This is a genomic window from Vulcanococcus sp. DEBay_Sum29NL08_54 (genome assembly GCF_017859255.1).
Taxonomy (GTDB): Bacteria; Cyanobacteriota; Cyanobacteriia; order PCC-6307; family Cyanobiaceae; genus Vulcanococcus.
In genome coordinates this window covers 76176-97289 of record NZ_JAFMNJ010000004.1, presented here as the reverse complement: position 1 = coordinate 97289, position 21114 = coordinate 76176, and the positions used below count along the sequence as shown (strand labels likewise).

Below are 21114 nucleotides of genomic sequence, written 5' to 3'. Positions count from 1 at the left end.
ATCGAGGACGTCGAACCATCCCCGCTGCGGCGCGCGCCCTACAGCGATCGTCATGGGTGGGAAAACCGCGAGCTGTGGGTTACCGGGCGATGGTAACAACGTTCATTGGCGCTGCGAGACGGGTTTTGACGGCCTGACACGCCACGTCACCATTGCGTTTTTAAGTACTAATGCCTAGTCCTCCCCAGAGGGGCGCGCGGGGGAGCGAAGATGGCAGGCCCTCGGATCCTGCCCTGCATGGCATCGGCCTCCGCCGCCAAGGCTGCACCCTCCTCTGATCTGCTTGAGCAGGCGGTGGTGGGCTCCCGCCGTCTCTCCAATGTGTTGGTGGCCGCTGTGGTCAGCACGGGGGGACTGGGTTTTCTCCTGACCAGCGCCTCGAGCTACCTGGGCAAGGATCTGCTGCCGATCGGCCACCCGGCTGCCCTCTCCTGGGTTCCCCAGGGACTGGTCATGGGCCTCTACGGCATCGCCGCCGCCCTGCTCTCCACCTATCTCTGGGCCGTGATTGCCATCGATGTGGGCGCCGGCAGTAACAGCTTCAATAAAAAGAGTGGTCAGCTGACGGTCACCCGCCGCGGCTTCCGCGAGTTGATCAGTGTCAGCACTCCCCTCAAGGAGATCCAGGCGGTCAAGGTGGACGTGCGCGACGGCCTCAATCCCCGCCGTCGTCTGGCCCTGCGCGTTCAGGGTCGCCGCGATCTGCCCCTGACCACCGTCGGTGAGCCGATGCCGCTGGCGGAGCTGGAGCGCGGCGGTGCTGAGCTGGCCCGCTTCCTTGGGGTTCCCCTGGAGGGCGTCTGAGCGATGGTGCGCTCCCTTCTTCTAGCCCTCTTGCTGGTCCTCAGTCCCTTTGGACTGGTGGCCTGCGCCGCCCCCTCGCCGACGGCGAGCTACGGCTGCGGAACAGCGGGAGTCCCCTGCCTGCAGGGCAAGGCCCTGGTCGAGCTCAAAACCAGCAAGGGTGTTGTTCAGCTGAGCCTGGACGGGGCGGAGGCCCCCCTGACCGCTGGCAACTTTGTCGATCTGGTCCGCCGCGGCGCCTACAACGGCACCGTCTTCCACCGGGTGGTCAAAGAGCCGATTCCCTTTGTCGTTCAGGGCGGCGACCCCCAGAGCTCCAAGCCCGAAACCCCTGTCTCGGCTCTGGGAACCGGCAGCTTCATCGACCCCTCCAGCGGCCAGCCGCGCTTCATCCCCCTGGAACTGCTGTTTGAGGGTGAATCCGGCCCCCGTTACGGGGAGATTGTGACCAGTCCAACCCAACAGCAGCGTCTGAAGCTGCCCCATGAGCGCGGCTCCCTGGCGATGGCCCGCTCCAGTGATCCCAACTCAGCCAGCGCGCAGTTCTACATCGCCCTGCGGGCCCTGCCTGAGCTCGACGGTCGCTATGCCGTCTTTGGCCGGGTGACCAAGGGGATGGATGTCGTCGATCAGATCAACCAGGGCGACAAGTTGATCAGCGCCAGCGTCCTAGAGGGCGGAACGCTGGTGCGCGACGCCAATTAGGCGGGAACCCGCTTGTCCAGGCTGGTGACCTTCAGGTAGGCCGTATTCACTCCGGAGGCGCGCTCCAGAGCGATGCGGCCCGTGCGGGCAATCTCCAGGATTCCGTAGCTCTCGAGCACGTTCTCGATGGCCACGAGCTTGCCGGGGTCCCCCACGACTTCGATGACCAGAGCGCTGTCGGCCACGTCGACAACCTTGGCGCGGAACACCTGCACCAGATCGAGGATGGCGGCGCGGTTTTCCGGCGGTGCCGAGACCTTGATCAGCATCAGTTCCCGCTCCACTGAAGGGATCGGGGTGAGGTCGGTGACCGCCAGCACGTTCACCAGCTTGTCCAGCTGTTTGGTGAGCTGCTCGAGGGTTTGGGCGTCACCGTCCACGACCATCGTCAGACGGGAGTGGCCGCGCTTCTCGGCCGGGCCGACGGCCAGGCTTTCGATGTTGAAGCCGCGACGGGCGAACAGACCAGCGATGCGGCTGAGGGCACCGGATTCGTCTTCCACCAGCACCGAGAGGGTGTGCTTCATGCCCAGGGCTGTTCGCGTGGCTGACCGCTCCCCAAGTTACGTGCCAGCCAGGTGGTCACCACCCTGTTGAACAGTTCAGGGTGTTCGTCGTGGGGACAGTGCCCCAGCTCCTGAAGCAGCTGGAGCTGGAGATCGCTCTTGTGGGGCTGCAGTTGCCGGCTGATCTGGGCTGGGACCAGGCGGTCCTGGCTGCCCCAGAGCACCAGCAGTGGTTGCTGCATCCGTTGCAGCAGTGGGGCGGCGGTGGCTTCGCGGGGGCGCAGGGCCATGCCGATGCTCATCGCCCGCAGGGCCTGGGCCGCCTGGGGACGCAGGGCCGGCCGGGCGATCAGCCGCCGCAGTTCGCCGTCCACCGCCCCCTGGTCCTGATAAGCGCTGCGCAGCCCGAGATCCAACAGCGGTGTTCGTGCGATCAGGGGGACCAGCAGCTCCAGCGGCAGGATCCGACAGAGGACGATCACCAGCCGGCGCTTCCAGGCCCGGCGCCAGCGGGGCCGCCGCCGCCGCAGGGGCATCAGCAGCGTGGGATCGGGCAGCGGGGCCGCCACGACTCCCTGCACCCAGGTGGGAAAAAAGACGGCGCAGGTCACGGCCACCAGGCTCCCCAGGGAGTTGCCCACCAGGACCGCCGGTCCCTGGACGACCTGCTCCAGAAAGCCCTGGAGTTGCCGCGCCCAAAGCCTGTTGTCCAGGGGGCGATGGCGACGGTGCCGCGGCTGACTGGAGTCGCCAAAGCCCACGAGGTCGATGGCATAGACGCACCAGCCGGCCTGCGCGAAGGCGGCGGCGTTGTGCCGCCAGTGGCCACTGGCGGCACCAAAGCCATGGATCAAGACCAGCGCAGGTGCGCTCCGCTCTCCGACGACGCGCCAATGGCAGGCGTGGCCTTGCCAGTGCCAGGTCCCGTGCTCACCCCAGTGCACCCCCGCAGAGGCAGGCTGGAGATTCAATCGCGGTGGCGCAGTCACAGTGGCCGACACGGCTAGCCCAGCTCACTATTGCGAAGGGGCCGCGCAACTGGTGCTGGGGCCGGGCTTTTTTCGGCCGCAATCCCGTCCCTCTCGGGATGCGGGAGTCCTGCTGAGCCGGTGGCTGACCCGGGAGAGGCCCGGGCGGGTGCTCGATGCCATGGCCGGCTGCGGCATTCGCGCCCTGCGTTATGGCCTGGAGGGGCGGGCCCAGGAGGTCTGGGCGAACGATGCCGACGGGGATCGCCTGCCCCTGCTGCAGGAGAACCTCCAGCCCCTGGGGGACCGTCGTCTGGAGATCAGTGCCCGCACGGCCCAGCACCTGCTGGCCGATTGCTTGATGCAGCAGCGGCGTTTCGATCTGCTCGACCTGGACGCCTTTGGCTGCCCCACAGCCCTGGTTCCCTTGGCGCTAGAGGCCCTGGAGTTCGGGGGCGTTCTCTACCTGGCCAGCACCGACGGTCGCTCTCCGACAGGCCATGACCGCCCCGCGGCGATCCGCTCCCTGGGGGCTGCAGCGCGGGCCCATCCCTCCAGCTGGGAGCTGGCCCTCCGCCTTCAGTTGGCGGTGGTGGCCAAGGCCGCCTGGGCCCTCGGCCGGGGCATCCGGCCCCTGTTCTCCTTTAGTGAGGGCCGCACCTTCCGGACGGCCGTTCAGTTGTTGCGTCGCCCCCAGCCTCGGGAGGAGGAGCAGTTGGGGCTCTGGGCCTACTGCCATCGCTGTGCGGAGCAGTCCCAACAGAGCCTGTTGCGGCTGCGCCGATGGCCGCCCTGCGCCTGCGGTGATGACTCGGCCGCTCCCCTGGCAATTTCGGGGCCCCTCTGGCTGGGCCCCCTGCAGGACCCGCTGGTTCTGCAGGAGCTGCTTGAGGAGTCCCAGGCCCTGCCCCAGCAGAGCCTGGCTCCGGCGAGCCGCCGTCTATTGGAGGGGCTGCGCGCTGACGACGGTTTGCCGGTGTCGTGTTGGCCGCTGGATGTGCTGGCAAAACGTCTGGGGGGCGGCCCGCCCCGCTTGGATGCCTTGATCGACGGCCTGCGCTCGGAGGGCTATGAGGCCAAGCGCTCCGGGGTGATGTCTGCTCAGTTCCGCTGCAATGCGCCCTTCAGACGCGTGGTGGAGCTGGCTTCTGCGCTAAATAGGTAGCCGTTACGGCTTGGGTTCATGGCCTCGGAAATCTTCGGCACCGCAGCGCTGTTCTGGGTTCTGATTCCCCTGGGTCTGGTGGGCGGCGCCCTGCTGCTGAAGCTCCAAGGCGACAACTGATCCCTGATCGCGGGCCGGTTCGGCTCGCCTTTAGGCTCGGGCGTCTTTCGAGTCAGCCCGATGCAGGTCCTGGTGATCGGTGGAACCGGAACCCTGGGTCGCCAGATCGCGCGTCAGGCCCTGGATGCCGGCCATCAGGTCCGCTGCATGGTGCGTTCGCCGCGCAAGGCGGCCTTCCTGCAGGAGTGGGGCTGTGAACTGACCCGCGGCGACCTGCTGGAGCCCGACAGCCTCGATTACGCCCTAGAGGGGCAAGAGGCTGTCATTGATGCCGCGACGGCGCGGGCCACGGATGCGGGCAGCGTCTACGACACCGATTGGACCGGGAAGCTCAATCTCCTGAACGCCTGTGAGCGCGCCGGGGTGAAGCGTTTTGTCTTCCTCTCCCTCCTGGGGGCCGAGAAGCATCGCGATGTCCCGTTGATGGACATCAAGCACTGCACCGAGCAGGCCCTGATCGATTCCGACTTCGACTACACGATCCTGCGCGCTGTGGCCTTCATGCAGGGCCTGATCAGTCAGATCGCGATTCCGGTTCTGGAAAGCCAGACCGTCTGGGTGAGCGGCACGCCGACCCCGATTGCCTACATGAACACCCAGGACCTGGCCCGCTTTGCGGTGGCCGCCCTGGCTCGCCCGGAGACCAGCCGCAAGGCCTTCCCGGTGGTGGGAAATCGGGCCTGGAGCACCGGTGAGATCACCCAGATGTGTGAGAAGTACACCGGCAAGAGTGCTCGCGTGATTCGCGTGCAGCCCTTCCTGCTGCGGTTGATGCAGGGCTTCAGCTCCTTCTTTGAGCCCGCCGTGAACGTGGCGGAACGCCTGGCCTTCGACAAGGTGATGGGCGGTGGCGAGCCCCTGTCGGCTCCGATGGAGGAGAGCTATGCCGCCTTCGGCCTGGACCCCGCGGAGACCACCGAGATGGAGGCCTACCTGAAGGAGTACTACGACACGATCCTCAAGCGCCTGCGCGACATGGAGGCCGATCTGGACAAGGACGCTAAGAAGAAGCTCCCCTTCTGACCCCTGGCGCAACGAGTGGTGCGCTTGTACTATTAATTCAGTGTTGAGGCAGCTCGGTGGCCATTGCTCAGATCAAGAACCTGCAGCGTCGTCTCGGTTTGCTTGAGCAAGAGGCCGTCGAAGAGGTCAGCCGCGCCTGCGGCAGTGATCTCTGGCAGACCGTCGGTTTTGACGTAGTCGACAGCATGGAGGATGCCGATCGCCGTGCCCGCGCCAACTACTACTACGGGCAGCTCCAGGTGGTGCGTGAGCTGAAGGACGCCCTGGGCTAGGCGGTGAGGGAGCGGATCGGGACACCGCAGGAATAGAGGTGTCCCGGAACCAAGGCGACTAGAGCGAGTTCATGGTCTTGATGGCAGGCCTTGCTCTTGGTCACAAAGGCAGCCGCGTCGTTCGCTCCCCAGACCAGCTCGCCTTTGGCCTCTTCCCGGTACTCCTCCCAAAGCTCAGCAAATTCCTCGCCATCGGCTCCGTTGAGCAGGGCCTCAATCGCTGGCTCGGGTCCGATCTCTTCATGCAGCACGAAGAGCTGTTGGATTAAGGGGTGATCCACGGTGCGGGAGATGCGCAGCACCGATCCGATCGTTCCAATCGCCGTCGCGTAGACCCGGGTGGGTGGTTTGCGGGCATCGATCACGGCCACAGGCAGCGCAAGGGACCAGCTCGCCTGCGCTTCTGCCTGGCGGGCGATGTCCGCTAGCTCCTCGCGCACGCTCTCCACCAGAGCCTGGATGCCGCTGTCCTTTGCCATGGCAGCAGTCTCTAGCGCCCCCAGTCATCGAGGATCTCCATCCTGGCGAAGCCCAGGGGTGCAGCAGCAGGGTTGGGGCCCGCTGGCAGGGCCTCGACTGCAAAGAGATAGAGGTCGTTGAGGGAGGGGTTGTTGGGTGGCCGCAGGACCACGGTCAGGGTCGAACCCGCGGGCGGTGGCTCGGGAAACTCCACTCGCATGATCCGTTTTTGTTCATGGAACTGGGCGCGGACCGGAATCGCTGTCCCCTCTTGGCGCGGGCGCCCGAAGAACGCCGTGGTTTGTGTGGGGTCAATCCAGAAGGTCTGATCGCTGCCTGAGGTTTGGGTGATCACCAGTCCACCGAGATCTGCCCCGGCGTTCTGCGCCAGTGAGACGGTGAAAAAATATTCAGGCCCCCCCTGGTCGACGAGCCAGTCGTAGTTGGTGAACTCAACCCTCCAGGGGGGCTGGGTGAAATAGCTCTGACCGTTGAGTTCAAGGGATCGGCCAGGCGTCGCTGCTCCCAGGCTCAATGCCCCGAGCAGGAACCAGCGCAGGACCCGTGCCATCCGTTGCTTAGGCCGCGAGATCCTTTTGCTGTTGCAGGCGCACGCGGTGGGCCACCAGCTTTTCCTGTTGGCGCAGTGCTTCGAGTTGCTCGCTGGAGACCCGAGGGTTGTGCACCTGCCAGTCCCGGTCGGCGGCCGCCTGGTCTGCAGTTGAAGAACCGTGCTGTTCCATGTCTCACCGCTTGCGCCTGGTCCACTCCAGCACTAACAGGCCAGTCCTTGGGCGGGTCTTCATGTTTGCGTAAGGCCCGGTATTTCTGCTCTGGACACCACTCTTTCCCTCGTCGTAGGAAAAGAACCACAGCCAGAGGAGGGGACGATGGCTGATCAACGGCACCCAGAATCCGGAAGCTGCGAACGGAGGACCTGCCTGAAGTGGCAGCCCAGCGGCGAGCTCTCAGAGCATGACTTCGCCAGCCTGATGGACCTGTTGCTCGTGGCCGATCAGGAACTCCACGCGGACGATCACTGCGACCTCAAGAGCGCCTGAGGAGCTGTCAGCGCAGGACCGCAGCCCGTTCTTGCTCTTGAGCGCGGGCTAGGTCTTCGCTGAGGACCAGCAGGGCCATGCCCATGAGGGCGAGGGCAGTACCGCAATCCTGATGGCTGCTGCGCTCGATCAGTCGGGCCGTTTGCAGATGTTGGGCCCAACTCAGCTGCATCGGATTGCATCTGCAAGACCATCACTCTCAACTGCGCGGACGAGGCGGCGTGGCTTTGCTTACAACCTGAAACACTGACAATCGCGCTGACTCGTAGCTGCTGTTACGTCTTGCTTGGTTCAGCCCGATACGTTTCCATCAGTCATCGACTGAAGGCGCAATGTCCAACGCGATCGAACTCACGGTTGGTCAGCAGTTTGAGATTGAGCGTTTCAATCGCGCTCTGGATGCCACAACGGATCCGGACCAATTGCGCGATCTAGCCAAGCAATTGATGCAGGCTTGGCAGACCCAAAAGGCAGCCACCAAGTGGGCGATCGAGCACCAGCAGGGCCTCTCCTGCTAGGAGAGCCAGTCCAGGGGTAGGGAGAAGGTGAGGACCCCGTGGGTATTGCTGGTCGGTCCTGGAGTGATCGCAACGCAGGCCAGTTCGCGGTCTTTCCAGGCCTCCCGAGATTTGGCCACAAAGGCTGCAGAATCGCCGACGGACCAAACCGCATGGCCCTTTTCTTCGCGCTCTTCGCGATAACGCTCATAGACCTCGGTGAAGTCCTCCGCCTCGGAACTATCGAGGAATTCCGTTAGGGCTCGCTCTGGGTCACTTTCCCTGGCTCGCTTGAGAAAGGACTGCAGTAAGGGGTGATCGAGGGCACTACTGGCCACCAGTACTGAATTGATCGTGCCGACGTGGGTGGTGACCACCTGCGGAGCGCTGTTTCGGGCATCGATCACAGCGCAGATTGTGGAGAGGGACCATTCCCGTTCCGCCTTGACCAAATTGGCTGGCGCGCGCAGCAGTTGGCGCACATCGCCCACGAGGTTTTTGACGAACTGCTCGGAATCCCCCATCGCCCGATCTCCCCCTTTGGCAGACCGTAGCGATTGCGGAGCCTGGATGAAGCGATTAGGACTACCGGGCGCGGCCTCGATTCAGGCGAATGCTGGTTTTAAAAATCACCAACGCCTCCAAGGTCGTTGCGGCCAAAACCAACCGCTTGTTTGAGGCGCTGACCCCCGACCGCCTGGACCAGAAGCTGGTGGAGGAGCAGGTGATGAAGGGCCTGATCGAGCAGCTCAGGGCCGAGGGCATTGAGGCCGAGGTCGCCCTCGTGGATGGCCTGGATTTCGGTACCAAAGGGGTCTTGGTGACTGAGCGCCTACGCACCAAGCACCGGGAACGCATCTAGCGCCGTTGGCGCCACTGCCAGAAGGTGCGGATCAGCTTGCGGTGGGGTGGTGTGACATCCACCATCGGCCGTGGGGCCGCTTGGCGGTACAGGTTCTCGAAAAACGGCTCCAGCGGAGTCCCCTGGAAGGGATTGCGTTGTTGCGCGGCGACCGTCTGCTCGGCCTCCTTGCGCAGGCGCCGGAGAGTCGGGATCAGCATCAGGCTGACCACCAGCGCCATCAGCAGCAGATAGGGCAACAGGCTGGCCAGCCAGATCGTGGCCACCACGGCGGCGCAACCCTGCAGCAGGACCGTGATCCAGCGGGGGCGTTGGCGGCCAGGTAGCTGTTTCACCGAATCAGTCCGTGAGCACTGCGTGGAAGTTGCAGACCTTGCTCAGGCTGTCCTGGTCGCAAAAATCAATGCTGTTTTTGGAGCGCTGCAGCCGCAGCTGAGAGGAGAGAACGGCAGTGCTGACCAGCAGGACCCAGAAGCTGAGCACCGCTGCTGTTCGAAGCAGATCCCCAGCGCTCCTCAATGCTTAGCTGCTCCCGGCATGGCCTTTGTGCGCCAGCACAACGGCAACTTCACGGATCAACTCTCGCACTCCATAGAGAGCCAGAGCGCTCACAATGCCTGCAACCAGTAGGGGCACGGCGTAGTCCATGGGGAAGCGCGCGCGTTTCCCCTGTCTTATCTCCGGAATTTGGCTTTGGCGACGCCACCCTTCCCCCAGCCTCCAGCGCGGCCCGACTTTCCGCCCCCCGCGCGGCCGCCCCGGCCTGATTGCAGCAGGGATTGAAGCCGTCGATCTTCGTCGTCATTGACCGATCGCCACTGGCCCGGTGCCAGCCCGTCCAGGCTGAGAGGTGGGCCTCCATCCATCAGGTCCATCGCCACCCGCAGCAGCCGCAGGGTGGGCAGTCCGACGGCCGCGGTCATCCGCCGCACCTGCCGGTTACGCCCCTCCCGGAGCTCCAGCTGCAGCCAGCTGGTGGGGATGCTCTGGCGCACGCGAATGGGTGGATCACGCTCGGGCCAACCCGGGTCCTGCAGGGCCTGCGCTTGGGCGGGCAGGGTGCGTTGGCCCTGAATCACCAGCCCTGAGCGCAGGGCGTTGAGGGCATCCTCGCTGGGAATGCCCTCGACTTGGCTCCAGTAGCGGCGCCAGTGGCCCCAGGAGGGATCGGTCAGCCTCTGCTGCAGTCTTCCGTTGCTGGTCAGCAGCAACAGGCCTTCGCTATCGGCATCCAGCCGCCCCGCTGCATAGACACCGGGAACCTCGATGTAATCGGCCAGGCAACCCCAGCGACTGCCCTCTTCAGGGGTGAACTGACTGAGAACGCCGTAGGGCTTGTGGAACAGGAGGGTGGTCAGGGTTCAGGAGGCCTGGCGAGCCTTCCAGAGATTCACAACCCCGATCGAGATCATCAGCAGACCCAGATCCATCGAAACGGGGGGGAGAACCATGCCGGCTGCCAAAACAATCGTGAGCCGCGACCCTAGCGACAACTAAGCTGTGGAGAGCACTTGGGTTGGCCACTAGCAGCAGCGCATGATTGAGACCTCCGGCGTCATCGAGAAGGAACAGGGCAACGGGTTCTACCTGGTCACCCTCGAGCAGCCCGCTGGCCACCAATGCCTCTGCCGCGCCGCCGGCAAGCTGACCAAGTTCCGCATCAAATTGCTGGCGGGCGACAAGGTGCTGGTGGAGATCAGCCCCTACGACCTGAGCCGCGGTCGCATCACCTACCGCGAGCGCAACGCCAACGCCGGCCCCCGTCCAGGTGGAAACCGTCCTGGCGGTCCCCGTCGTCGTTGATCACTCTTCAACCCCTGGCCAAAGCGGCCAGGGGTTTTTTGTGGGCCGTGCCGCCTAGAGCAGGCTTTCGATCGCCGCCTTGAACTCGCTGCGCTGCTTGACCCCGCGGAACTGTTGCTTGAGTTCCTTGTTCAGGAAGACCTGAACGGTGGGTGTGCCGCTGACACCGGCCTGCTGCGCAATCTCCTGTTCGGCCTCGATGTCGATTTCGATGCCCTGGGCCTGTCCTCCCAGTTCATCCAGGACGCGCTTGAGCTGCGGTTTGAGCACGTGGCAGGGGCCGCAGGTGGGTGAGGTGTAGACGACCACCAGCGGTTTGGTGCTGTCGTGATACAGCTTCCTCAAGGCAAAACTTCCCTTCTGCCACAGGGCATCGCTGCTGAAGTTGGCCTCATCGCTGACGGCCGTGCGCTTGGTTTCGCCCACCTCGGCTGGATCGACGGGCTCATGGCTGACGGTGACCGCCAGGTCCTTCTCCGTCAGCCAGCGTTCGGCGGCGAGGGCGGCCTGGCAGCCGCTACCGGCGGCCGTGATCCCCTGGCGCCACTCCGCATCGGCCACGTCTCCGGCGGCATAGACCCCCTCAAGGCTGGTCTCGGGGCGCCCCGGCTGGGTGATCAGGTAGCCCTTGCCATCGGTGCTGAGCTGCTCGCGCACCAGGCGGGTGTTGGGGGTGTGGCCGATGGCATAGAACATGCCCCGCACGGGGAGCTCTTCGCTCTGGCCGGTCGCGGGATCCTTGAGCTGGATCGCCTCGAGCCACTCGCCACCGCTGCAGTCCGCCACCTGACGGTTCCAGTGCACCTGCACCTTGGGGTTGGCCAGCACCCGGTCTGCCATGGCCTTGCTGGCGCGGAGCTTGTCGCTGCGCACGATCAGGTGGACGCGGCTGGCGTATTTGGTCAGATAGACCGCTTCTTCGCAGGCGGAGTCGCCTCCGCCGACGACCGCCAGCTCCACATCCCGGAACTGCGGGGTCGCACCATCACAGATGGCGCAGGCGCTGATGCCGGCGTTCCAAAAGCGCTGCTCGCTGGGGAGGCCCAGGCGATTGGCGCTGGCACCCGTGGCCAGGATCACAGCGTGGGCCTGGATGGTCTGCCCGTCCGCCTGGATCCGGAAGGGGCGCTGGGAGAGGTCGATGGCCTCGGCGTCGGCCTCGATTAAGCGGGTGCCCCAGCGGACGGCCTGGGCCTTGACCCGGTCCATCAGCTCGGGGCCGAGGATTCCATCGGGGAAGCCGGGGAAGTTCTCGACGTGGGTGGTGGTCATCAGCTGACCGCCAGGGATTCCGCCGTCCTGAAAACCCGTGATCACCACAGGGCTGAGGTTGGCCCGGGCGGCGTAGATCGCTGCGGTGTAGCCGGCGGGGCCGGAGCCCACGATGACGAGGTTTTCAACCGATCCGGGCGCGCCAGCGGCCATGGCCTAAAGCGGAATGACTTCGCTTTAGTTTAGGGATCTCCCTGGCGGCGATTGGGGAGGGGCTGGACGGTTGTCCGTATCCCCTTCGCCAGAGCAAATAAACGGGAAGGTCTAAAGATTCTCTTTAGATTTCAAGTAGGCCGTCGGATTCGTTGCTGGTTTCGTTCTCTGAGCCCTTCTCGAAGCTGGGCACCATCAAGACCTGGTCCAGGATCAGTTCGGGCTGGTCGTCGGCGCAGAGGATCCATTCCCGGAACTCCTCTGTCAGGGCGTAGCTGTCTTCATAAAGCTCGCGATCATCCAGGTAAGCGATGCGAGTGACGGCCCAGTTGCTTGCGACCGAGATGCGCCGTTGGGTTGAACCGTGCATGGTTCTCCGTGCGGTTGAGACCAGGTTGGCGGCTGGAGTGCCGCTTTCCGGGCTTGATTCGCACAAATTCGCATTCAGTGCTGAATATTCGATGTAGTCATTGCTGCATTAAAAAGTCAGGAAGGCGTGGTCCTCGCACCCGAATCACCCCTCCGGCACCATCCTCGACGGCCTGCAGCGGCAAACTGGCGCCTCGGTTTTGTCCACTTGCTTCTTCCGGAGCGTCGCTGCTTTTCGGCCTCAGGACGTAGGGCTCGCTCAGGGACCAGGTCCGGGCGTACTGCATCAGCAGCGGATCGGCTGGGGCAAAGACGTAGGAGGGGTGCCGCGGCACGCTCTCGGCGCTGGCCCGCTCTCCATTCATGCGAACGGCTCGGGTGATGGCCTGCACGAAGCGAGTGCGGGTGACGACGGTGGTGAGGTAGGCCACCACCCGCAGCCTCGGTGCATCGAAGCCCTCGGCGCACATGTCGATGCTCACCAGCCAGTCGGAATCGCCCGCCTTGAAGCGCTCCATGCGTTCTGCGGCTTCGGGGTCTTGGGAGTGCACCAGTTGAACCCGGTCCCCTTCCTCCTCCAGCAGTCCGCAAATCCGGCGGGCATGGGCAATGTCACGGGCCACCACCAGGCCGCCCGCCTCTGGATGCTCGCGCCGAACGGATTCCAGCCGTTTGCGGGCATTGAGCAGCAGCCGCAGGGCGATGCTGCTGCTGTCCCCCAGGCGAATGGCGCGCCGCAGGTTCCGCGCCCGCCAGCTCTCGCGCTCTTCCTGGGAGAGGGGCGAGCGCTCGGTGTCTGACAGTTCCCCCTGCCGGCCGTGATCCACCCAGCCGTCCTGGAAGCGGAATTCCAGGGGGCGCACGTCACCGGCCTGGATCAATTCCCTGGGCTCGACACTCAGATCAGGAGCGATCTGCTCGACCCACTCCTGGCCGTCATGGACCTGGATCCGCCGGGCGGCACAGAAGCCGAGGTTGTCGGCTCGAAACGGCGTCCCGGTGAGCCCCAGGCGCAACTGGGCGCTTTGGCTGAGCCGGCTAAAGGCATGGCCCCAGGCCGTGGCCTCCGGTTCCTCCGGGTCGACCCCGAGGTGGTGCACCTCATCGGCGATGGCCAGCCAGGGACCCCAGCCCCACTGCTTGAGCTGCTGCTCCAGGGACTCCAGGTTGCGGCCCGCCGCCTGATAGGTGAGCAATAGGCCCTGGCTGTCCGCCAGGTCGCTGCCGCAGAGCCCCGGTTGCCAGTCCTGGATCTTCAGATTGAGCCGCTCGGCAGAGGCAATCCACTGGGCGGCGATGGAGCTGCGGTGGCAGAAGACCAGAAAGCGCTCCAGCCGGCCTTCTCGAAGCAACCGTTCAAAGCTCAGCAGGGCCCCGAGGGTTTTGCCGGCCCCGGGCCCGGCGTTGATCAGAACATCGCTGCCCCGGTTGGTTTCCAGCCGGCGCCGCAGCAGTTGGATCAGCTGGGTCTGCCACTGCCGCGGTTGCAGGTTGCTGAGCGGCCGCTGCTCAACAGCCTTGGCGGCAGCCGGAGCGCGCCGGGGAACGCGCAGGTCGAAGGACAGCGATGGCATGCCGCCATTGTGTGGCGATTCGGCCAAAAAAGTTGGGCACTTCTACCTATTCGCATTGGCGCTGGAGGCACTAACTTCCGGCCATCACCCGCTCCCGGGCTTTGCCCCTGTTGCCCATGGATGAGCGTTTTCTGTTTGCACTCACCCCAGACGAGCTTCGGCAGCGCTTTGAGGAGGCGCTGTCTCTGGAATGCGATCTGGACCCAATGATCCTGCGGGCGCGCCAGTTGCGCCGACAGGGCTCCAGTCCCCAGGCCCGCTGCTTAGAACAGGAGCTTCTGCCCCTGTTCTGAGTCCATGCGAGTCGCGGTCACCGGCGCTTCCGGCAAAACCGGCTGGAGAGTGGTCGCCGAGGCCCTGGCCCGCGGTTTCGAGGTTCGGGCGATCGTCCGACCTGGCTCAGTCCTCCCACCTGGGTTGGAGGGAGCCGAGGTGCATCGCCTCCAGCTGAACGACAGCGCGGCCCTGCAACAGGCCCTGCGCGGCTGCGATGCCCTGGTCATCGCCACCGGGGCTCGACCCAGCATTGATTTGTTGGGCCCCCTGAAAGTCGATGCCCTTGGCGTGCGCCAGCAGCTGGAGGCTTGCCGCTCCGTTGGCCTCAAGCGCCTGGTGCTGGTGAGTTCCCTCTGTGCGGGCCGTTGGCTGCACCCGCTGAACCTCTTTGGCCTGATCCTGGTCTGGAAACGCCTCGGCGAGCAGTGGCTCGAACAAAGCGGGCTAGAGGTCACGATTGTTCGCCCGGGGGGCCTCAAGGAAGCCGAGGAGGACATCGCCGCGCAGGAGCTGCGCTTCTCCGGTGCTGATCAACAGGAGGACGGCAGCCTTCCGCGCCGCCTGGTGGCCCGGGTTTGCCTGGATGCCTTGGAGGTCCCAGCCAGCGCGGGACGCATCATTGAGATCACCAGCACTGTTCCGGACGTTCCGGCCCCTGAACCCCCTGCGCTTGCCAGCTGGTTGGCTTGAGAACGCTTACGGCCGTATGCGAATCTGCCTCCACCCAGGGTCGAGACATTGATTCGTGTTTTAGTGCCAAGGGAGTGCCGTCCTGGTGAAACCAGGGTCGCGGCCACTCCCGAAACCGTGCGCCGTTTGGCGGCACGCGGCTGCACCTTTGTCGTCGAGCGGGGCGCTGGTCAGGCCAGCGGTTACGACGACGCGGCCTATGAAGAGGCCGGTGCTGCGCTGACGGACCCCAGTGCTGAGCAGTGGTCTCAAGCGGACGTCGTTCTGACGGTCCAGGGTTCGGATCTGGCCCAGAAGCATTCCCCGAAAGCAGGAGCCCTGCTTCTGGGTTTGCTGGAGCCCCACGGCAACGACGCCCTCAAGCAGCGTTTTCAGTCCGCTCAGGTGAGCGCACTCGCCCTTGAGCTGCTGCCTCGGATCAGCCGGGCCCAGAGCATGGACGTGCTCTCCTCCCAGGCCAACATCGCTGGTTACAAGGCCGTTCTGCTCGCTTCGGCGGCCCTGGATCGCTACGTGCCGATGCTGATGACGGCCGCGGGCACGATTCAGCCGGCCCGCGCCCTGATCTTGGGTGCCGGCGTTGCGGGCCTTCAGGCCCTGGCGACCGCCCGCCGCCTGGGCTCCGTGGCCTACGTCAGCGACGTTCGCCCCGCCGCCAAGGAGCAGGTGGAGTCCCTCGGTGGCCGCTTTATTGATCCGCCTGAGTTGGATCAGAAGCCCGGCGAAGCCGGTGGCTACGCCAAGCAGGCCACAGAAGCCTTCCTCGCTGAGCAGCGCCGTCAACTCACCGAACAGTTGGCCCTGGCCGACATGGTCATCTGCACGGCCCAGGTGCCGGGCAAGAAGGCGCCGCGTCTGATCGATGACGCGATGCTGCAGCACATGCGTCCCGGCAGCGTCGTGGTTGACCTGGCGGTCGCCCAAGGCGGCAACTGCGAAGGCACCGTGCCCGGCCAGACCGTCATCCGCCACGGCGTTCAGCTGATCGGCGGCGATGGCCTGCCCTGCAGCGTGGCCAACCACGCCAGCGCCCTCTATGCACGCAACATCGCGGCGCTGCTTGAGCTGTTGCTCAACACCACCGCCGAGGGTGCCTCCTCGGTGAACCTCGATCTGGACGATGAGATCGTCTCGGGCTGCCTGTTCAGCCACAACGCCCCTGAATCTGCCGGAGGTGCTGCATGAGCAGCCTGAATGAAGCCCTTTGGGTGCTGCTGCTCGGCAGCCTCCTGGGTCTGGAACTGATTGGCAAGGTGCCCCCCACCCTGCACACCCCTCTGATGAGCGGCGCGAACGCCATCAGTGGCATCACCGTGCTGGCCTCCCTGACCCTGATCGCTCAGGCCCAGGGCAACCCCGGGATGTTGATCCTCGGCGCGGTCTCCCTGGGCTTTGCCCTCTTCAACGTGATCGGGGGCTTCCTCGTGACCGACCGCATGCTCGCCATGTTCAGCCGCAAGAAGTCAGGAGCACGCCGATGAGTGGCCTCGCGCTGTTTGGTTATCTGATTGACCTGCTGGCGGTCCTGCTGCTGGCCCTGGGCCTCAAGGGCCTCTCCAAGGTTCGCTCCGCCCGCTCCGCGAACGGACTGGCTGCCCTGGCCATGGGCCTGGCCGTCGTTGGTCTGTTGATTCAGCTGGCGCCCTCGCCGGTGGCTTGGGTCTGGATTGCTGTTGGCACGGCCGCTGGCGGCCTGCTGGGTCTGATCACGGCTCGCCGGGTGCCGATGACCTCCATGCCGGAGACCGTCGCCCTCTTCAACGGCTGCGGTGGCATGGCCTCCCTGCTGGTGGCCATTGCGGTGGCCCTCTACAACTCCGCTGAGTCGGACATGGTGGCCCTGGTGTCCATCGTGATCTCGGTCTTCGTCGGTGCGATCACCTTCAGCGGCTCCATCGTTGCGATGGGCAAGCTGCAGGGCTGGATCGACACCCCCGGTTGGACCCAGAGCCAGGTGCGCCATGGCGTGAACATCGCCATCGCCGTTGCCGCTCTGGTGGGTGCCTTCGCCCTCCCCGGCGATCCCGCGGGCTCGTCCCTGTGGCTGCTGGTGGTGGCCTCGAGCCTGCTCGGCATTGGCGTGACCCTGCCCATCGGCGGTGCCGACATGCCGGTGGTCATCTCGTTGCTGAACTCCTATTCCGGCGTGGCGGCTGCCGCCGCTGGCTTCGTGGTGGGCAGTCAGCTGCTGATCGTGGCGGGCGCCATGGTCGGTGCCGCTGGCCTGATCCTCACCCAGGTGATGTGCGACGGCATGAACCGCTCCCTGGTGAGCGTTCTCTTCGGTGGTGCCCTGGGCGGCGCTGCTCCGGTTGGTGGTGGCGGCGAAGAAGCCGGCTATACCCGGATCGTCAGCTGCAGCCCCGAGGAGTGCGCCATGGCCCTCGAGAGCGCTGAGCGCGTGGTCTTCGTCCCCGGTTACGGCCTGGCCGTGGCCCAGGCCCAGCACGCCCTGCGCGAGCTGGCCAAGATGCTCGAAGCCAATGGCTCCGAGGTCAGCTACGCCATCCACCCGGTGGCCGGCCGCATGCCGGGTCACATGAACGTGCTGCTGGCGGAAGCCGATGTGCCCTACGAGCAGCTGCTCGAGATGGACACCATCAACCCCGAGTTCCCCCGCACCGATGTGGTCATCGTCCTGGGTGCGAACGACGTGGTGAACCCCGACGCCAAGAACGATCCCAACAGCCCCCTCTACGGCATGCCCGTGCTTGAGGTGGACGGGGCCCGTCAGGTGTTCGTGGTCAAGCGCAGCATGGGCGCCGGTTATGCCGGCATCAAGAACGCCCTGTTTGAGCTGCCCCAAACCGCCATGGTCTTCGGTGATGCCAAGGCTGTGCTGCAGGGCCTCTGCGCTGAACTGCGCAGCCAGGGCGTCGGTAAGGGCGCTTGATTCGCTCCTCGTCAATGAGCAGCATTGGGGGCCCTCGGGGCCCCTTTTCCATGGACGGTGAGCCTCCCTTTGAGCCTCGCTTCCCCTGGCTGAACGGCGATCTGCAGACCCTGCGGGACACCTTCCGCTCGGATGCCCTTCCCCCCGATCAGGGGCAGCCCTTGCCCTTTGATGTGGGCAATGGCGATCAGCTCCTCGCCAAGTGGGATGCCCCCCTCTCCGGGCCGGAGCCCCTTGGCCTCGTGCTGTTGATGCATGGACTTGGGGGATCGAGCCAGCGCGGCGGACTGCGGCGGATGGGTGACACCCTCCAGCGCGCCGGCTTTGCCGTGCTCCGGCTGAACATGCGCGGCGCAGGCGACGGCCGTGCCCTGGCCCGCGGCACCTATGCGGCCAACAGCAATCGCGATCTGCTGCCGGTCCTGCGCCAGGCCCGCAGCTTGGCCGCTGGCCTCCCCCTGCTTGGGATGGGGATTTCCCTGGGCGGGACCAAGCTGCTCAATGCCCTGACCTCCAGCTCACTGGAGCGCCGGACAGCCGGTCTCGATCCCCAGGCGCCACTGCTGGATGGGCTGGTCACCATCAGCACTCCAGTCGATCTGGAGAGCTGCTCCCGCCAGATCGAGTTGCCCCGCAACCGCCTCTATCAGCATTGGCTCTTGAAGCGGCTGGTGGCCCAGACCCTGGCCGACCCGTTTGGGGTCACGGCCGCCGAGCGTCAGGCCCTGGAGGGGCCCCTCGAGAGCATCCGAGCTTTTGATGCGGCGATCACGGCTCCCCGTTGGAGCTATGGCTCGGTGGACGACTACTACCGCCAGGCCAGTCCCCTCTGGCGTCTCCAGGAGCCCCGCATCCGGCGAGAGCTGCCCCCCTGCCTGCTGATTCACGCCGAGGATGATCCCTGGGTGCCCGTGGAGCCCACCAGAAGCCTGGAAGCCTTCCAGGATGAGCGCTTACAGCTGCTCGTGACGGCCAAGGGCGGCCATAACGGCTTCCACGGCCGCGGCGGTTGCTGGACCGATCAGCTCACCGCCCGCTGGTTTCAGGCCTTGCTCGCCTGAAAGGGCATCCGTTTGACAATCCACTCCTCGATGGGCGCGCCGCCGATGACGTGCTCCTTCAGGATTCGCTCAACGCGCTCAGCGGTGACCCCGCCGTAGACGATTCCCTCGGGCCAGATCAAGAGCACCGGACCCTCGACGCAGATGCGGAGGCAATCGGCCTTGCTGCGCAACACGATCCCTTCAGGGCGGGCTGGATCCTCCAGGCCCCACTCCCGCACCAGGCGCTTGAGGGCAGTCCAGCTCTCAGGGCCGACCGTTGGATCGGGGCTGCAGAGCGCCTTCGCTGGGGTGGCGCAGAGCAGCAGGTGGTGCTGAATCAACGGCTGGCTCAAACAGAGACGGCTGCAGCTTCACGCACCGCCTGACGGGACCAGCTGTCGACCGCCAGCACGTCGTCCAGGGAGGGATGGGCCATGAGGTCAGCCTTGTGGCGATCGCAAACCCTGTCGATCAGCTTCGGGATGTCGAGGAAGTGGATCTTCTCCTCGAGGAAGAGCGCCACGGCCTGCTCGTTGGCGGCATTCATCACCGCGGGCATCGTTCCCCCGGCCCGGCCGGCGGCATAGGCCAGTTCCATGCAGGGGTACTTGGCGGGGTCGGGCTTGCGGAAGGTCAGTTGCCCCACCTCGGTCAGATCCAGGCGGCGCCAGGGGGTCTCCAGGCGCTCCGGCCAGCTCAGGCAGTAGAGGATCGGCAGCTTCATGTCGGGCCAACCCAGCTGGCCCAGCACGGAGGAATCCGCCAGCTCCACCATCGAGTGGATGATCGACTGCGGGTGGATCACGATCTCGATGTGGTCGTAGTCCAGACCGAAGAGGTAGTGGGCCTCGATCACCTCCAGACCCTTGTTCATCAAGGAGGCGGAGTCGACGGTGATCTTGCGACCCATGCTCCAGTTGGGGTGGCTGGTGGCATCGGCCACGGTGGCCTTGTGCAGATCCGCCGCATCCCAGTCGCGGAAGGCACCGCCGCTGGCGGTCAGTTGAATCCGGCGCAGGCCCGGCGTCGGCACACCGGTGGAGAGCCGGGCGGTGTCAGCCCAGGGGGTGCCCTGCAGGCACTGGAAGATGGCGGAGTGCTCGGAGTCCGCGGGCAGCAGGCGCGAGCCGCTCTTGGCGAGCTCCGGCAGCACCACTGGACCAGCGGCGATCAGGGTCTCCTTGTTGGCCAGGGCCAGGTCCTTGCCGGCGCGGATCGCCGCCAGGGTGGGCAGCAGGCCGGCGCAGCCCACGATTCCGGTGACCACCAGGTCGGCGCTGGACCAGGCCGCGGCGGTGCAGAGCCCGTCAGTGCCGCCCACCAGCTCCGGCAACTTGGCGGGGCGCTCACTGGCGGAGAGGGCCTGGAGCCGCTCCTGCAGGGCCGGGAGTTTGGCTTCATCCGCCAGGGCCACCACCTCAGGGGCGTGCTTCTGGATCTGGCGGATCAGCAGATCGAGGTTGTTCCCGGCCGTCAGGGCGACGACGCGGAAGCGATCGGGGAACTCCTCGACGATCTCGAGGGTTTGCGTACCGATTGAGCCTGTGGAGCCGAGCACGGAGAGGGCTTTCACGGCGGAGCTCCAGGGATCAGCGGCCAGTTTCCCATTTCCAGGCGCGTAGCGTTGCCGGCACTCCTTTGATCCGCGATGGCCGAGCAGAACCCGGCGGCGCCTCAGCGCTGGCCCTACGTCCTGGGATGTGGCTTCGCCATGGGCGCCGCCGATGTGGTCCCCGGGGTCTCGGGGGGCACGATGGCCTTCATCCTCGGCATCTACGGCACCCTGCTGGAGGCTGTCTCGGGCTTTGACTTCGAGCTCCTCGGCCTCCTGCGACGCGGCGCCTGGGCGGAGGCCGCCGAGCGGGTCCACCTGGGCTTTTTGCTGCCCCTGCTGGCTGGCCTGTTCGGTTCAGTCCTGGTGCTGGTGCGTCCGATCACCTGGCTCTATGTGAACCAGCCGGCCCTGCTCTTTGCCTTTTTCTTTGGTCTGATCGTCGGCTCGATCGTGTTGATCGCCCGCCATGCCCATTGGGGCGCCGCCGGTCTGGTGGCGATGGTGGTTGGTGTGGCGGCGGCGCTGCTGCTGGTGACCCGTACGCCGGTGACCATGCCCCACGACCCCTTCACGATCTTCTGGAGCGGGGCCGTGGCGATCATGGCGATGATTCTTCCGGGCGTCTCCGGCTCCTTTCTGCTGCTGGTGCTCGGCCAGTACCAGTACGTGATGGAAGGGGTGAAGGCCCTGGATCTGGCGACCCTGGTGCCCTTCGCCCTGGGCTGTGCAACGGGGCTGCTGCTGTTTGTGCGTCTGCTGAGCTGGCTGCTGAAGCGCTGGCATGGCCAGACCGTGGCCCTGTTGATGGGTTTCATGGCCGGCTCCCTCTGGAAGATCTGGCCCTTCCGCACCGTGCTGGAGAGCACCACCAACGCCAAGGGCAAGTTGATCGTCCTGCGGGATGCCCTGGCGGCGCCCCCCAGCGGCTCGGCCTTCGCCCTGGCCCTGCTGCTGATGGGCCTGGGTGTGCTCTTGGTGTTGGGCCTCGAGCGGATTCAAGAGCGGATGGGCGCTGCGGAGATGGGCGGCTGAGTCCAATCCGTT

Annotated in this window: 32 protein-coding genes; 17 read left to right on the top strand and 15 right to left on the bottom strand. The window is 65.6% G+C overall.

Annotated elements, in window-relative coordinates; translation table 11 throughout:
• The first annotated feature begins 237 nt into the window (after positions 1–237).
• Complete coding sequence (locus QZ186_RS02765) at positions 238–804, top strand: photosystem I assembly protein Ycf4 (protein WP_029626171.1); 567 nt, start codon at positions 238–240, stop codon at positions 802–804.
• A gap of 3 nt (positions 805–807) precedes the next feature.
• Complete coding sequence (locus QZ186_RS02760) at positions 808–1509, top strand: peptidylprolyl isomerase (RefSeq protein WP_247477331.1); 702 nt, start codon at positions 808–810, stop codon at positions 1507–1509.
• Here the strand turns inward: QZ186_RS02760 and ilvN are convergent.
• Both ilvN and QZ186_RS02750 read right to left on the bottom strand, forming a co-directional pair.
• Positions 1506–2036: an acetolactate synthase small subunit gene (ilvN, locus tag QZ186_RS02755; protein WP_010315670.1), complete on the bottom strand. Its 531-nt coding sequence runs from the start codon at positions 2034–2036 to the stop codon at positions 1506–1508. The genes QZ186_RS02760 and ilvN overlap by 4 nt on opposite strands.
• Entirely contained in the window at positions 2033–2986 is a 954-nt protein-coding gene (locus QZ186_RS02750; RefSeq protein WP_296415670.1) for an alpha/beta fold hydrolase, read from the bottom strand. The genes ilvN and QZ186_RS02750 overlap by 4 nt, the downstream gene beginning before the upstream one ends.
• A gap of 19 nt (positions 2987–3005) precedes the next feature.
• Here QZ186_RS02750 and QZ186_RS02745 point away from each other — a divergent pair, with 19 nt between their 5' ends.
• From QZ186_RS02745 to QZ186_RS02730, 4 genes are read left to right on the top strand one after another with little or no spacing between them, the layout of a single operon-like run.
• A complete protein-coding gene (locus QZ186_RS02745) occupies positions 3006–4148 on the top strand; it encodes a N2,N2-dimethylguanosine tRNA methyltransferase (protein WP_296415669.1) in 1143 nt (380 codons plus the stop codon).
• An 18-nt stretch (positions 4149–4166) separates the two neighbouring features.
• Positions 4167–4268 carry a cytochrome b6-f complex subunit PetM gene (petM, locus tag QZ186_RS02740; RefSeq protein WP_010315676.1) on the top strand — a complete coding sequence of 34 codons (102 nt, stop codon included), beginning with the start codon at positions 4167–4169 and terminating at the stop codon, positions 4266–4268.
• A 60-nt stretch (positions 4269–4328) separates the two neighbouring features.
• Entirely contained in the window at positions 4329–5291 is a 963-nt protein-coding gene (locus QZ186_RS02735; RefSeq protein WP_010315679.1) for an NAD(P)H-binding protein, read from the top strand.
• A gap of 56 nt (positions 5292–5347) precedes the next feature.
• Positions 5348–5563, top strand: a complete 216-nt coding sequence (locus QZ186_RS02730; protein ID WP_010315681.1) for a hypothetical protein — start codon at positions 5348–5350, stop codon at positions 5561–5563.
• On the opposite strand, the gene QZ186_RS02725 is transcribed toward QZ186_RS02730, so the two are convergent.
• From QZ186_RS02725 to QZ186_RS02715, 3 genes are read right to left on the bottom strand one after another with little or no spacing between them, the layout of a single operon-like run.
• A complete protein-coding gene (locus tag QZ186_RS02725; protein ID WP_247477333.1) occupies positions 5560–6042 on the bottom strand; it encodes a hypothetical protein in 483 nt (160 codons plus the stop codon). The genes QZ186_RS02730 and QZ186_RS02725 overlap by 4 nt on opposite strands.
• Positions 6043–6053: 11 nt before the next feature.
• Positions 6054–6593, bottom strand: a complete 540-nt coding sequence (locus QZ186_RS02720; RefSeq protein WP_296415667.1) for a DUF2808 domain-containing protein — start codon at positions 6591–6593, stop codon at positions 6054–6056.
• Positions 6594–6600: 7 nt separating this feature from the next.
• Positions 6601–6765, bottom strand: a complete 165-nt coding sequence (locus QZ186_RS02715) for a hypothetical protein (RefSeq protein ID WP_296415665.1) — start codon at positions 6763–6765, stop codon at positions 6601–6603.
• A gap of 147 nt (positions 6766–6912) precedes the next feature.
• On the opposite strand from QZ186_RS02715, the gene QZ186_RS02710 reads away from it, so the two are divergent.
• Entirely contained in the window at positions 6913–7083 is a 171-nt protein-coding gene (locus tag QZ186_RS02710; RefSeq protein WP_010315690.1) for a hypothetical protein, read from the top strand.
• A gap of 7 nt (positions 7084–7090) precedes the next feature.
• Here the strand turns inward: QZ186_RS02710 and QZ186_RS02705 are convergent, their stop codons facing one another.
• Complete coding sequence (locus QZ186_RS02705) at positions 7091–7255, bottom strand: hypothetical protein (RefSeq protein WP_296415663.1); 165 nt, start codon at positions 7253–7255, stop codon at positions 7091–7093.
• A gap of 160 nt (positions 7256–7415) precedes the next feature.
• Between QZ186_RS02705 and QZ186_RS02700 the strand changes: the two genes are divergently transcribed.
• Positions 7416–7601 carry a hypothetical protein gene (locus QZ186_RS02700; protein ID WP_010315693.1) on the top strand — a complete coding sequence of 62 codons (186 nt, stop codon included), beginning with the start codon at positions 7416–7418 and terminating at the stop codon, positions 7599–7601.
• Here QZ186_RS02700 and QZ186_RS02695 read toward each other — a convergent pair.
• A complete protein-coding gene (locus tag QZ186_RS02695) occupies positions 7598–8104 on the bottom strand; it encodes a hypothetical protein (protein WP_247477338.1) in 507 nt (168 codons plus the stop codon). The genes QZ186_RS02700 and QZ186_RS02695 overlap by 4 nt on opposite strands.
• Before the next feature lie 89 nt (positions 8105–8193).
• Here QZ186_RS02695 and QZ186_RS02690 point away from each other — a divergent pair, with 89 nt between their 5' ends.
• The gene (locus QZ186_RS02690; RefSeq protein ID WP_010315697.1) at positions 8194–8442 is read left to right on the top strand and encodes a hypothetical protein; all 249 of its coding nucleotides are present in this window, start codon (positions 8194–8196) and stop codon (positions 8440–8442) included.
• Here the strand turns inward: QZ186_RS02690 and QZ186_RS02685 are convergent.
• The 3 genes from QZ186_RS02685 to QZ186_RS02675 all read right to left on the bottom strand — a co-directional run bounded on the left by QZ186_RS02685 (position 8439) and on the right by QZ186_RS02675 (position 9800).
• Positions 8439–8777, bottom strand: a complete 339-nt coding sequence (locus tag QZ186_RS02685) for a hypothetical protein (protein ID WP_010315700.1) — start codon at positions 8775–8777, stop codon at positions 8439–8441. The genes QZ186_RS02690 and QZ186_RS02685 overlap by 4 nt on opposite strands.
• Positions 8778–8781: 4 nt before the next feature.
• A complete protein-coding gene (locus tag QZ186_RS02680; protein ID WP_247477340.1) occupies positions 8782–8925 on the bottom strand; it encodes a hypothetical protein in 144 nt (47 codons plus the stop codon).
• Positions 8926–9116: 191 nt separating this feature from the next.
• Positions 9117–9800, bottom strand: a complete 684-nt coding sequence (locus tag QZ186_RS02675; RefSeq protein ID WP_296415687.1) for a pseudouridine synthase — start codon at positions 9798–9800, stop codon at positions 9117–9119.
• A gap of 178 nt (positions 9801–9978) precedes the next feature.
• On the opposite strand from QZ186_RS02675, the gene infA reads away from it, so the two are divergent.
• Positions 9979–10245, top strand: coding sequence for a translation initiation factor IF-1 (gene infA, locus QZ186_RS02670; protein ID WP_010310444.1), 267 nt, complete (start codon positions 9979–9981; stop codon positions 10243–10245).
• A gap of 54 nt (positions 10246–10299) precedes the next feature.
• Here infA and trxB read toward each other — a convergent pair whose 3' ends face one another.
• The 3 genes from trxB to QZ186_RS02655 all read right to left on the bottom strand — a co-directional run bounded on the left by trxB (position 10300) and on the right by QZ186_RS02655 (position 13613).
• On the bottom strand, positions 10300–11670 hold the full coding sequence (gene trxB, locus QZ186_RS02665) for a thioredoxin-disulfide reductase (RefSeq protein ID WP_247477342.1): 1371 nt from the start codon (positions 11668–11670) through the stop codon (positions 10300–10302).
• A gap of 124 nt (positions 11671–11794) precedes the next feature.
• Positions 11795–12040: a hypothetical protein gene (locus tag QZ186_RS02660; protein ID WP_010315719.1), complete on the bottom strand. Its 246-nt coding sequence runs from the start codon at positions 12038–12040 to the stop codon at positions 11795–11797.
• Positions 12041–12137: 97 nt separating this feature from the next.
• On the bottom strand, positions 12138–13613 hold the full coding sequence (locus QZ186_RS02655; RefSeq protein ID WP_010315721.1) for a DEAD/DEAH box helicase family protein: 1476 nt from the start codon (positions 13611–13613) through the stop codon (positions 12138–12140).
• 101 nt (positions 13614–13714) lie between these two features.
• Between QZ186_RS02655 and QZ186_RS02650 the strand changes: the two genes are divergently transcribed.
• The 6 genes from QZ186_RS02650 (at position 13715) to QZ186_RS02625 (ending at position 18533) form a co-directional block, all read left to right on the top strand.
• The gene (locus tag QZ186_RS02650; RefSeq protein ID WP_010315723.1) at positions 13715–13906 is read left to right on the top strand and encodes a hypothetical protein; all 192 of its coding nucleotides are present in this window, start codon (positions 13715–13717) and stop codon (positions 13904–13906) included.
• Positions 13907–13910: 4 nt separating this feature from the next.
• A complete protein-coding gene (locus QZ186_RS02645) occupies positions 13911–14579 on the top strand; it encodes an SDR family oxidoreductase (protein ID WP_010315726.1) in 669 nt (222 codons plus the stop codon).
• Positions 14580–14642: 63 nt separating this feature from the next.
• Positions 14643–15764 (top strand): NAD(P) transhydrogenase subunit alpha, encoded by a 1122-nt coding sequence (locus QZ186_RS02640; RefSeq protein WP_247477348.1) that lies wholly within the window; start codon positions 14643–14645, stop codon positions 15762–15764.
• Positions 15761–16060 (top strand): NAD(P) transhydrogenase subunit alpha, encoded by a 300-nt coding sequence (locus QZ186_RS02635; RefSeq protein ID WP_010315729.1) that lies wholly within the window; start codon positions 15761–15763, stop codon positions 16058–16060. The genes QZ186_RS02640 and QZ186_RS02635 overlap by 4 nt, the downstream gene beginning before the upstream one ends.
• Complete coding sequence (locus QZ186_RS02630) at positions 16057–17472, top strand: NAD(P)(+) transhydrogenase (Re/Si-specific) subunit beta (protein WP_010315731.1); 1416 nt, start codon at positions 16057–16059, stop codon at positions 17470–17472. Before QZ186_RS02635 ends, QZ186_RS02630 begins: the two co-directional genes overlap by 4 nt.
• Before the next feature lie 50 nt (positions 17473–17522).
• Positions 17523–18533, top strand: a complete 1011-nt coding sequence (locus QZ186_RS02625) for an alpha/beta fold hydrolase (RefSeq protein WP_296415657.1) — start codon at positions 17523–17525, stop codon at positions 18531–18533.
• Here the strand turns inward: QZ186_RS02625 and QZ186_RS02620 are convergent.
• Both QZ186_RS02620 and QZ186_RS02615 read right to left on the bottom strand, forming a co-directional pair.
• On the bottom strand, positions 18515–18868 hold the full coding sequence (locus QZ186_RS02620) for a (2Fe-2S) ferredoxin domain-containing protein (protein ID WP_296415655.1): 354 nt from the start codon (positions 18866–18868) through the stop codon (positions 18515–18517). The genes QZ186_RS02625 and QZ186_RS02620 overlap by 19 nt on opposite strands.
• Entirely contained in the window at positions 18865–20088 is a 1224-nt protein-coding gene (locus QZ186_RS02615; protein ID WP_247477357.1) for a 1-deoxy-D-xylulose-5-phosphate reductoisomerase, read from the bottom strand. The genes QZ186_RS02620 and QZ186_RS02615 overlap by 4 nt, the downstream gene beginning before the upstream one ends.
• 75 nt (positions 20089–20163) lie before the next feature.
• Here QZ186_RS02615 and QZ186_RS02610 point away from each other — a divergent pair, with 75 nt between their 5' ends.
• On the top strand, positions 20164–21102 hold the full coding sequence (locus QZ186_RS02610; protein WP_247477359.1) for a DUF368 domain-containing protein: 939 nt from the start codon (positions 20164–20166) through the stop codon (positions 21100–21102).
• Positions 21103–21114 lie beyond the last annotated feature (12 nt).

Coding starts and splice junctions, on each gene's coding strand:
- QZ186_RS02765 (WP_029626171.1), top strand. CDS start 238: ATGGCATCGGCCTCCGCCGCCAAGGCTGCACCCTCCTCTGATCTGCTT.
- QZ186_RS02760 (WP_247477331.1), top strand. CDS start 808: ATGGTGCGCTCCCTTCTTCTAGCCCTCTTGCTGGTCCTCAGTCCCTTT.
- ilvN (WP_010315670.1), bottom strand. CDS start 2,036: ATGAAGCACACCCTCTCGGTGCTGGTGGAAGACGAATCCGGTGCCCTC.
- petM (WP_010315676.1), top strand. CDS start 4,167: ATGGCCTCGGAAATCTTCGGCACCGCAGCGCTGTTCTGGGTTCTGATT.
- QZ186_RS02735 (WP_010315679.1), top strand. CDS start 4,329: ATGCAGGTCCTGGTGATCGGTGGAACCGGAACCCTGGGTCGCCAGATC.
- QZ186_RS02725 (WP_247477333.1), bottom strand. CDS start 6,042: ATGGCAAAGGACAGCGGCATCCAGGCTCTGGTGGAGAGCGTGCGCGAG.
- QZ186_RS02720 (WP_296415667.1), bottom strand. CDS start 6,593: ATGGCACGGGTCCTGCGCTGGTTCCTGCTCGGGGCATTGAGCCTGGGA.
- QZ186_RS02715 (WP_296415665.1), bottom strand. CDS start 6,765: ATGGAACAGCACGGTTCTTCAACTGCAGACCAGGCGGCCGCCGACCGG.
- QZ186_RS02710 (WP_010315690.1), top strand. CDS start 6,913: ATGGCTGATCAACGGCACCCAGAATCCGGAAGCTGCGAACGGAGGACC.
- QZ186_RS02705 (WP_296415663.1), bottom strand. CDS start 7,255: ATGCAGCTGAGTTGGGCCCAACATCTGCAAACGGCCCGACTGATCGAG.
- QZ186_RS02700 (WP_010315693.1), top strand. CDS start 7,416: ATGTCCAACGCGATCGAACTCACGGTTGGTCAGCAGTTTGAGATTGAG.
- QZ186_RS02695 (WP_247477338.1), bottom strand. CDS start 8,104: ATGGGGGATTCCGAGCAGTTCGTCAAAAACCTCGTGGGCGATGTGCGC.
- QZ186_RS02690 (WP_010315697.1), top strand. CDS start 8,194: ATGCTGGTTTTAAAAATCACCAACGCCTCCAAGGTCGTTGCGGCCAAA.
- infA (WP_010310444.1), top strand. CDS start 9,979: ATGATTGAGACCTCCGGCGTCATCGAGAAGGAACAGGGCAACGGGTTC.
- trxB (WP_247477342.1), bottom strand. CDS start 11,670: ATGGCCGCTGGCGCGCCCGGATCGGTTGAAAACCTCGTCATCGTGGGC.
- QZ186_RS02660 (WP_010315719.1), bottom strand. CDS start 12,040: ATGCACGGTTCAACCCAACGGCGCATCTCGGTCGCAAGCAACTGGGCC.
- QZ186_RS02655 (WP_010315721.1), bottom strand. CDS start 13,613: ATGCCATCGCTGTCCTTCGACCTGCGCGTTCCCCGGCGCGCTCCGGCT.
- QZ186_RS02645 (WP_010315726.1), top strand. CDS start 13,911: ATGCGAGTCGCGGTCACCGGCGCTTCCGGCAAAACCGGCTGGAGAGTG.
- QZ186_RS02635 (WP_010315729.1), top strand. CDS start 15,761: ATGAGCAGCCTGAATGAAGCCCTTTGGGTGCTGCTGCTCGGCAGCCTC.
- QZ186_RS02630 (WP_010315731.1), top strand. CDS start 16,057: ATGAGTGGCCTCGCGCTGTTTGGTTATCTGATTGACCTGCTGGCGGTC.
- QZ186_RS02625 (WP_296415657.1), top strand. CDS start 17,523: ATGGACGGTGAGCCTCCCTTTGAGCCTCGCTTCCCCTGGCTGAACGGC.
- QZ186_RS02610 (WP_247477359.1), top strand. CDS start 20,164: ATGGCCGAGCAGAACCCGGCGGCGCCTCAGCGCTGGCCCTACGTCCTG.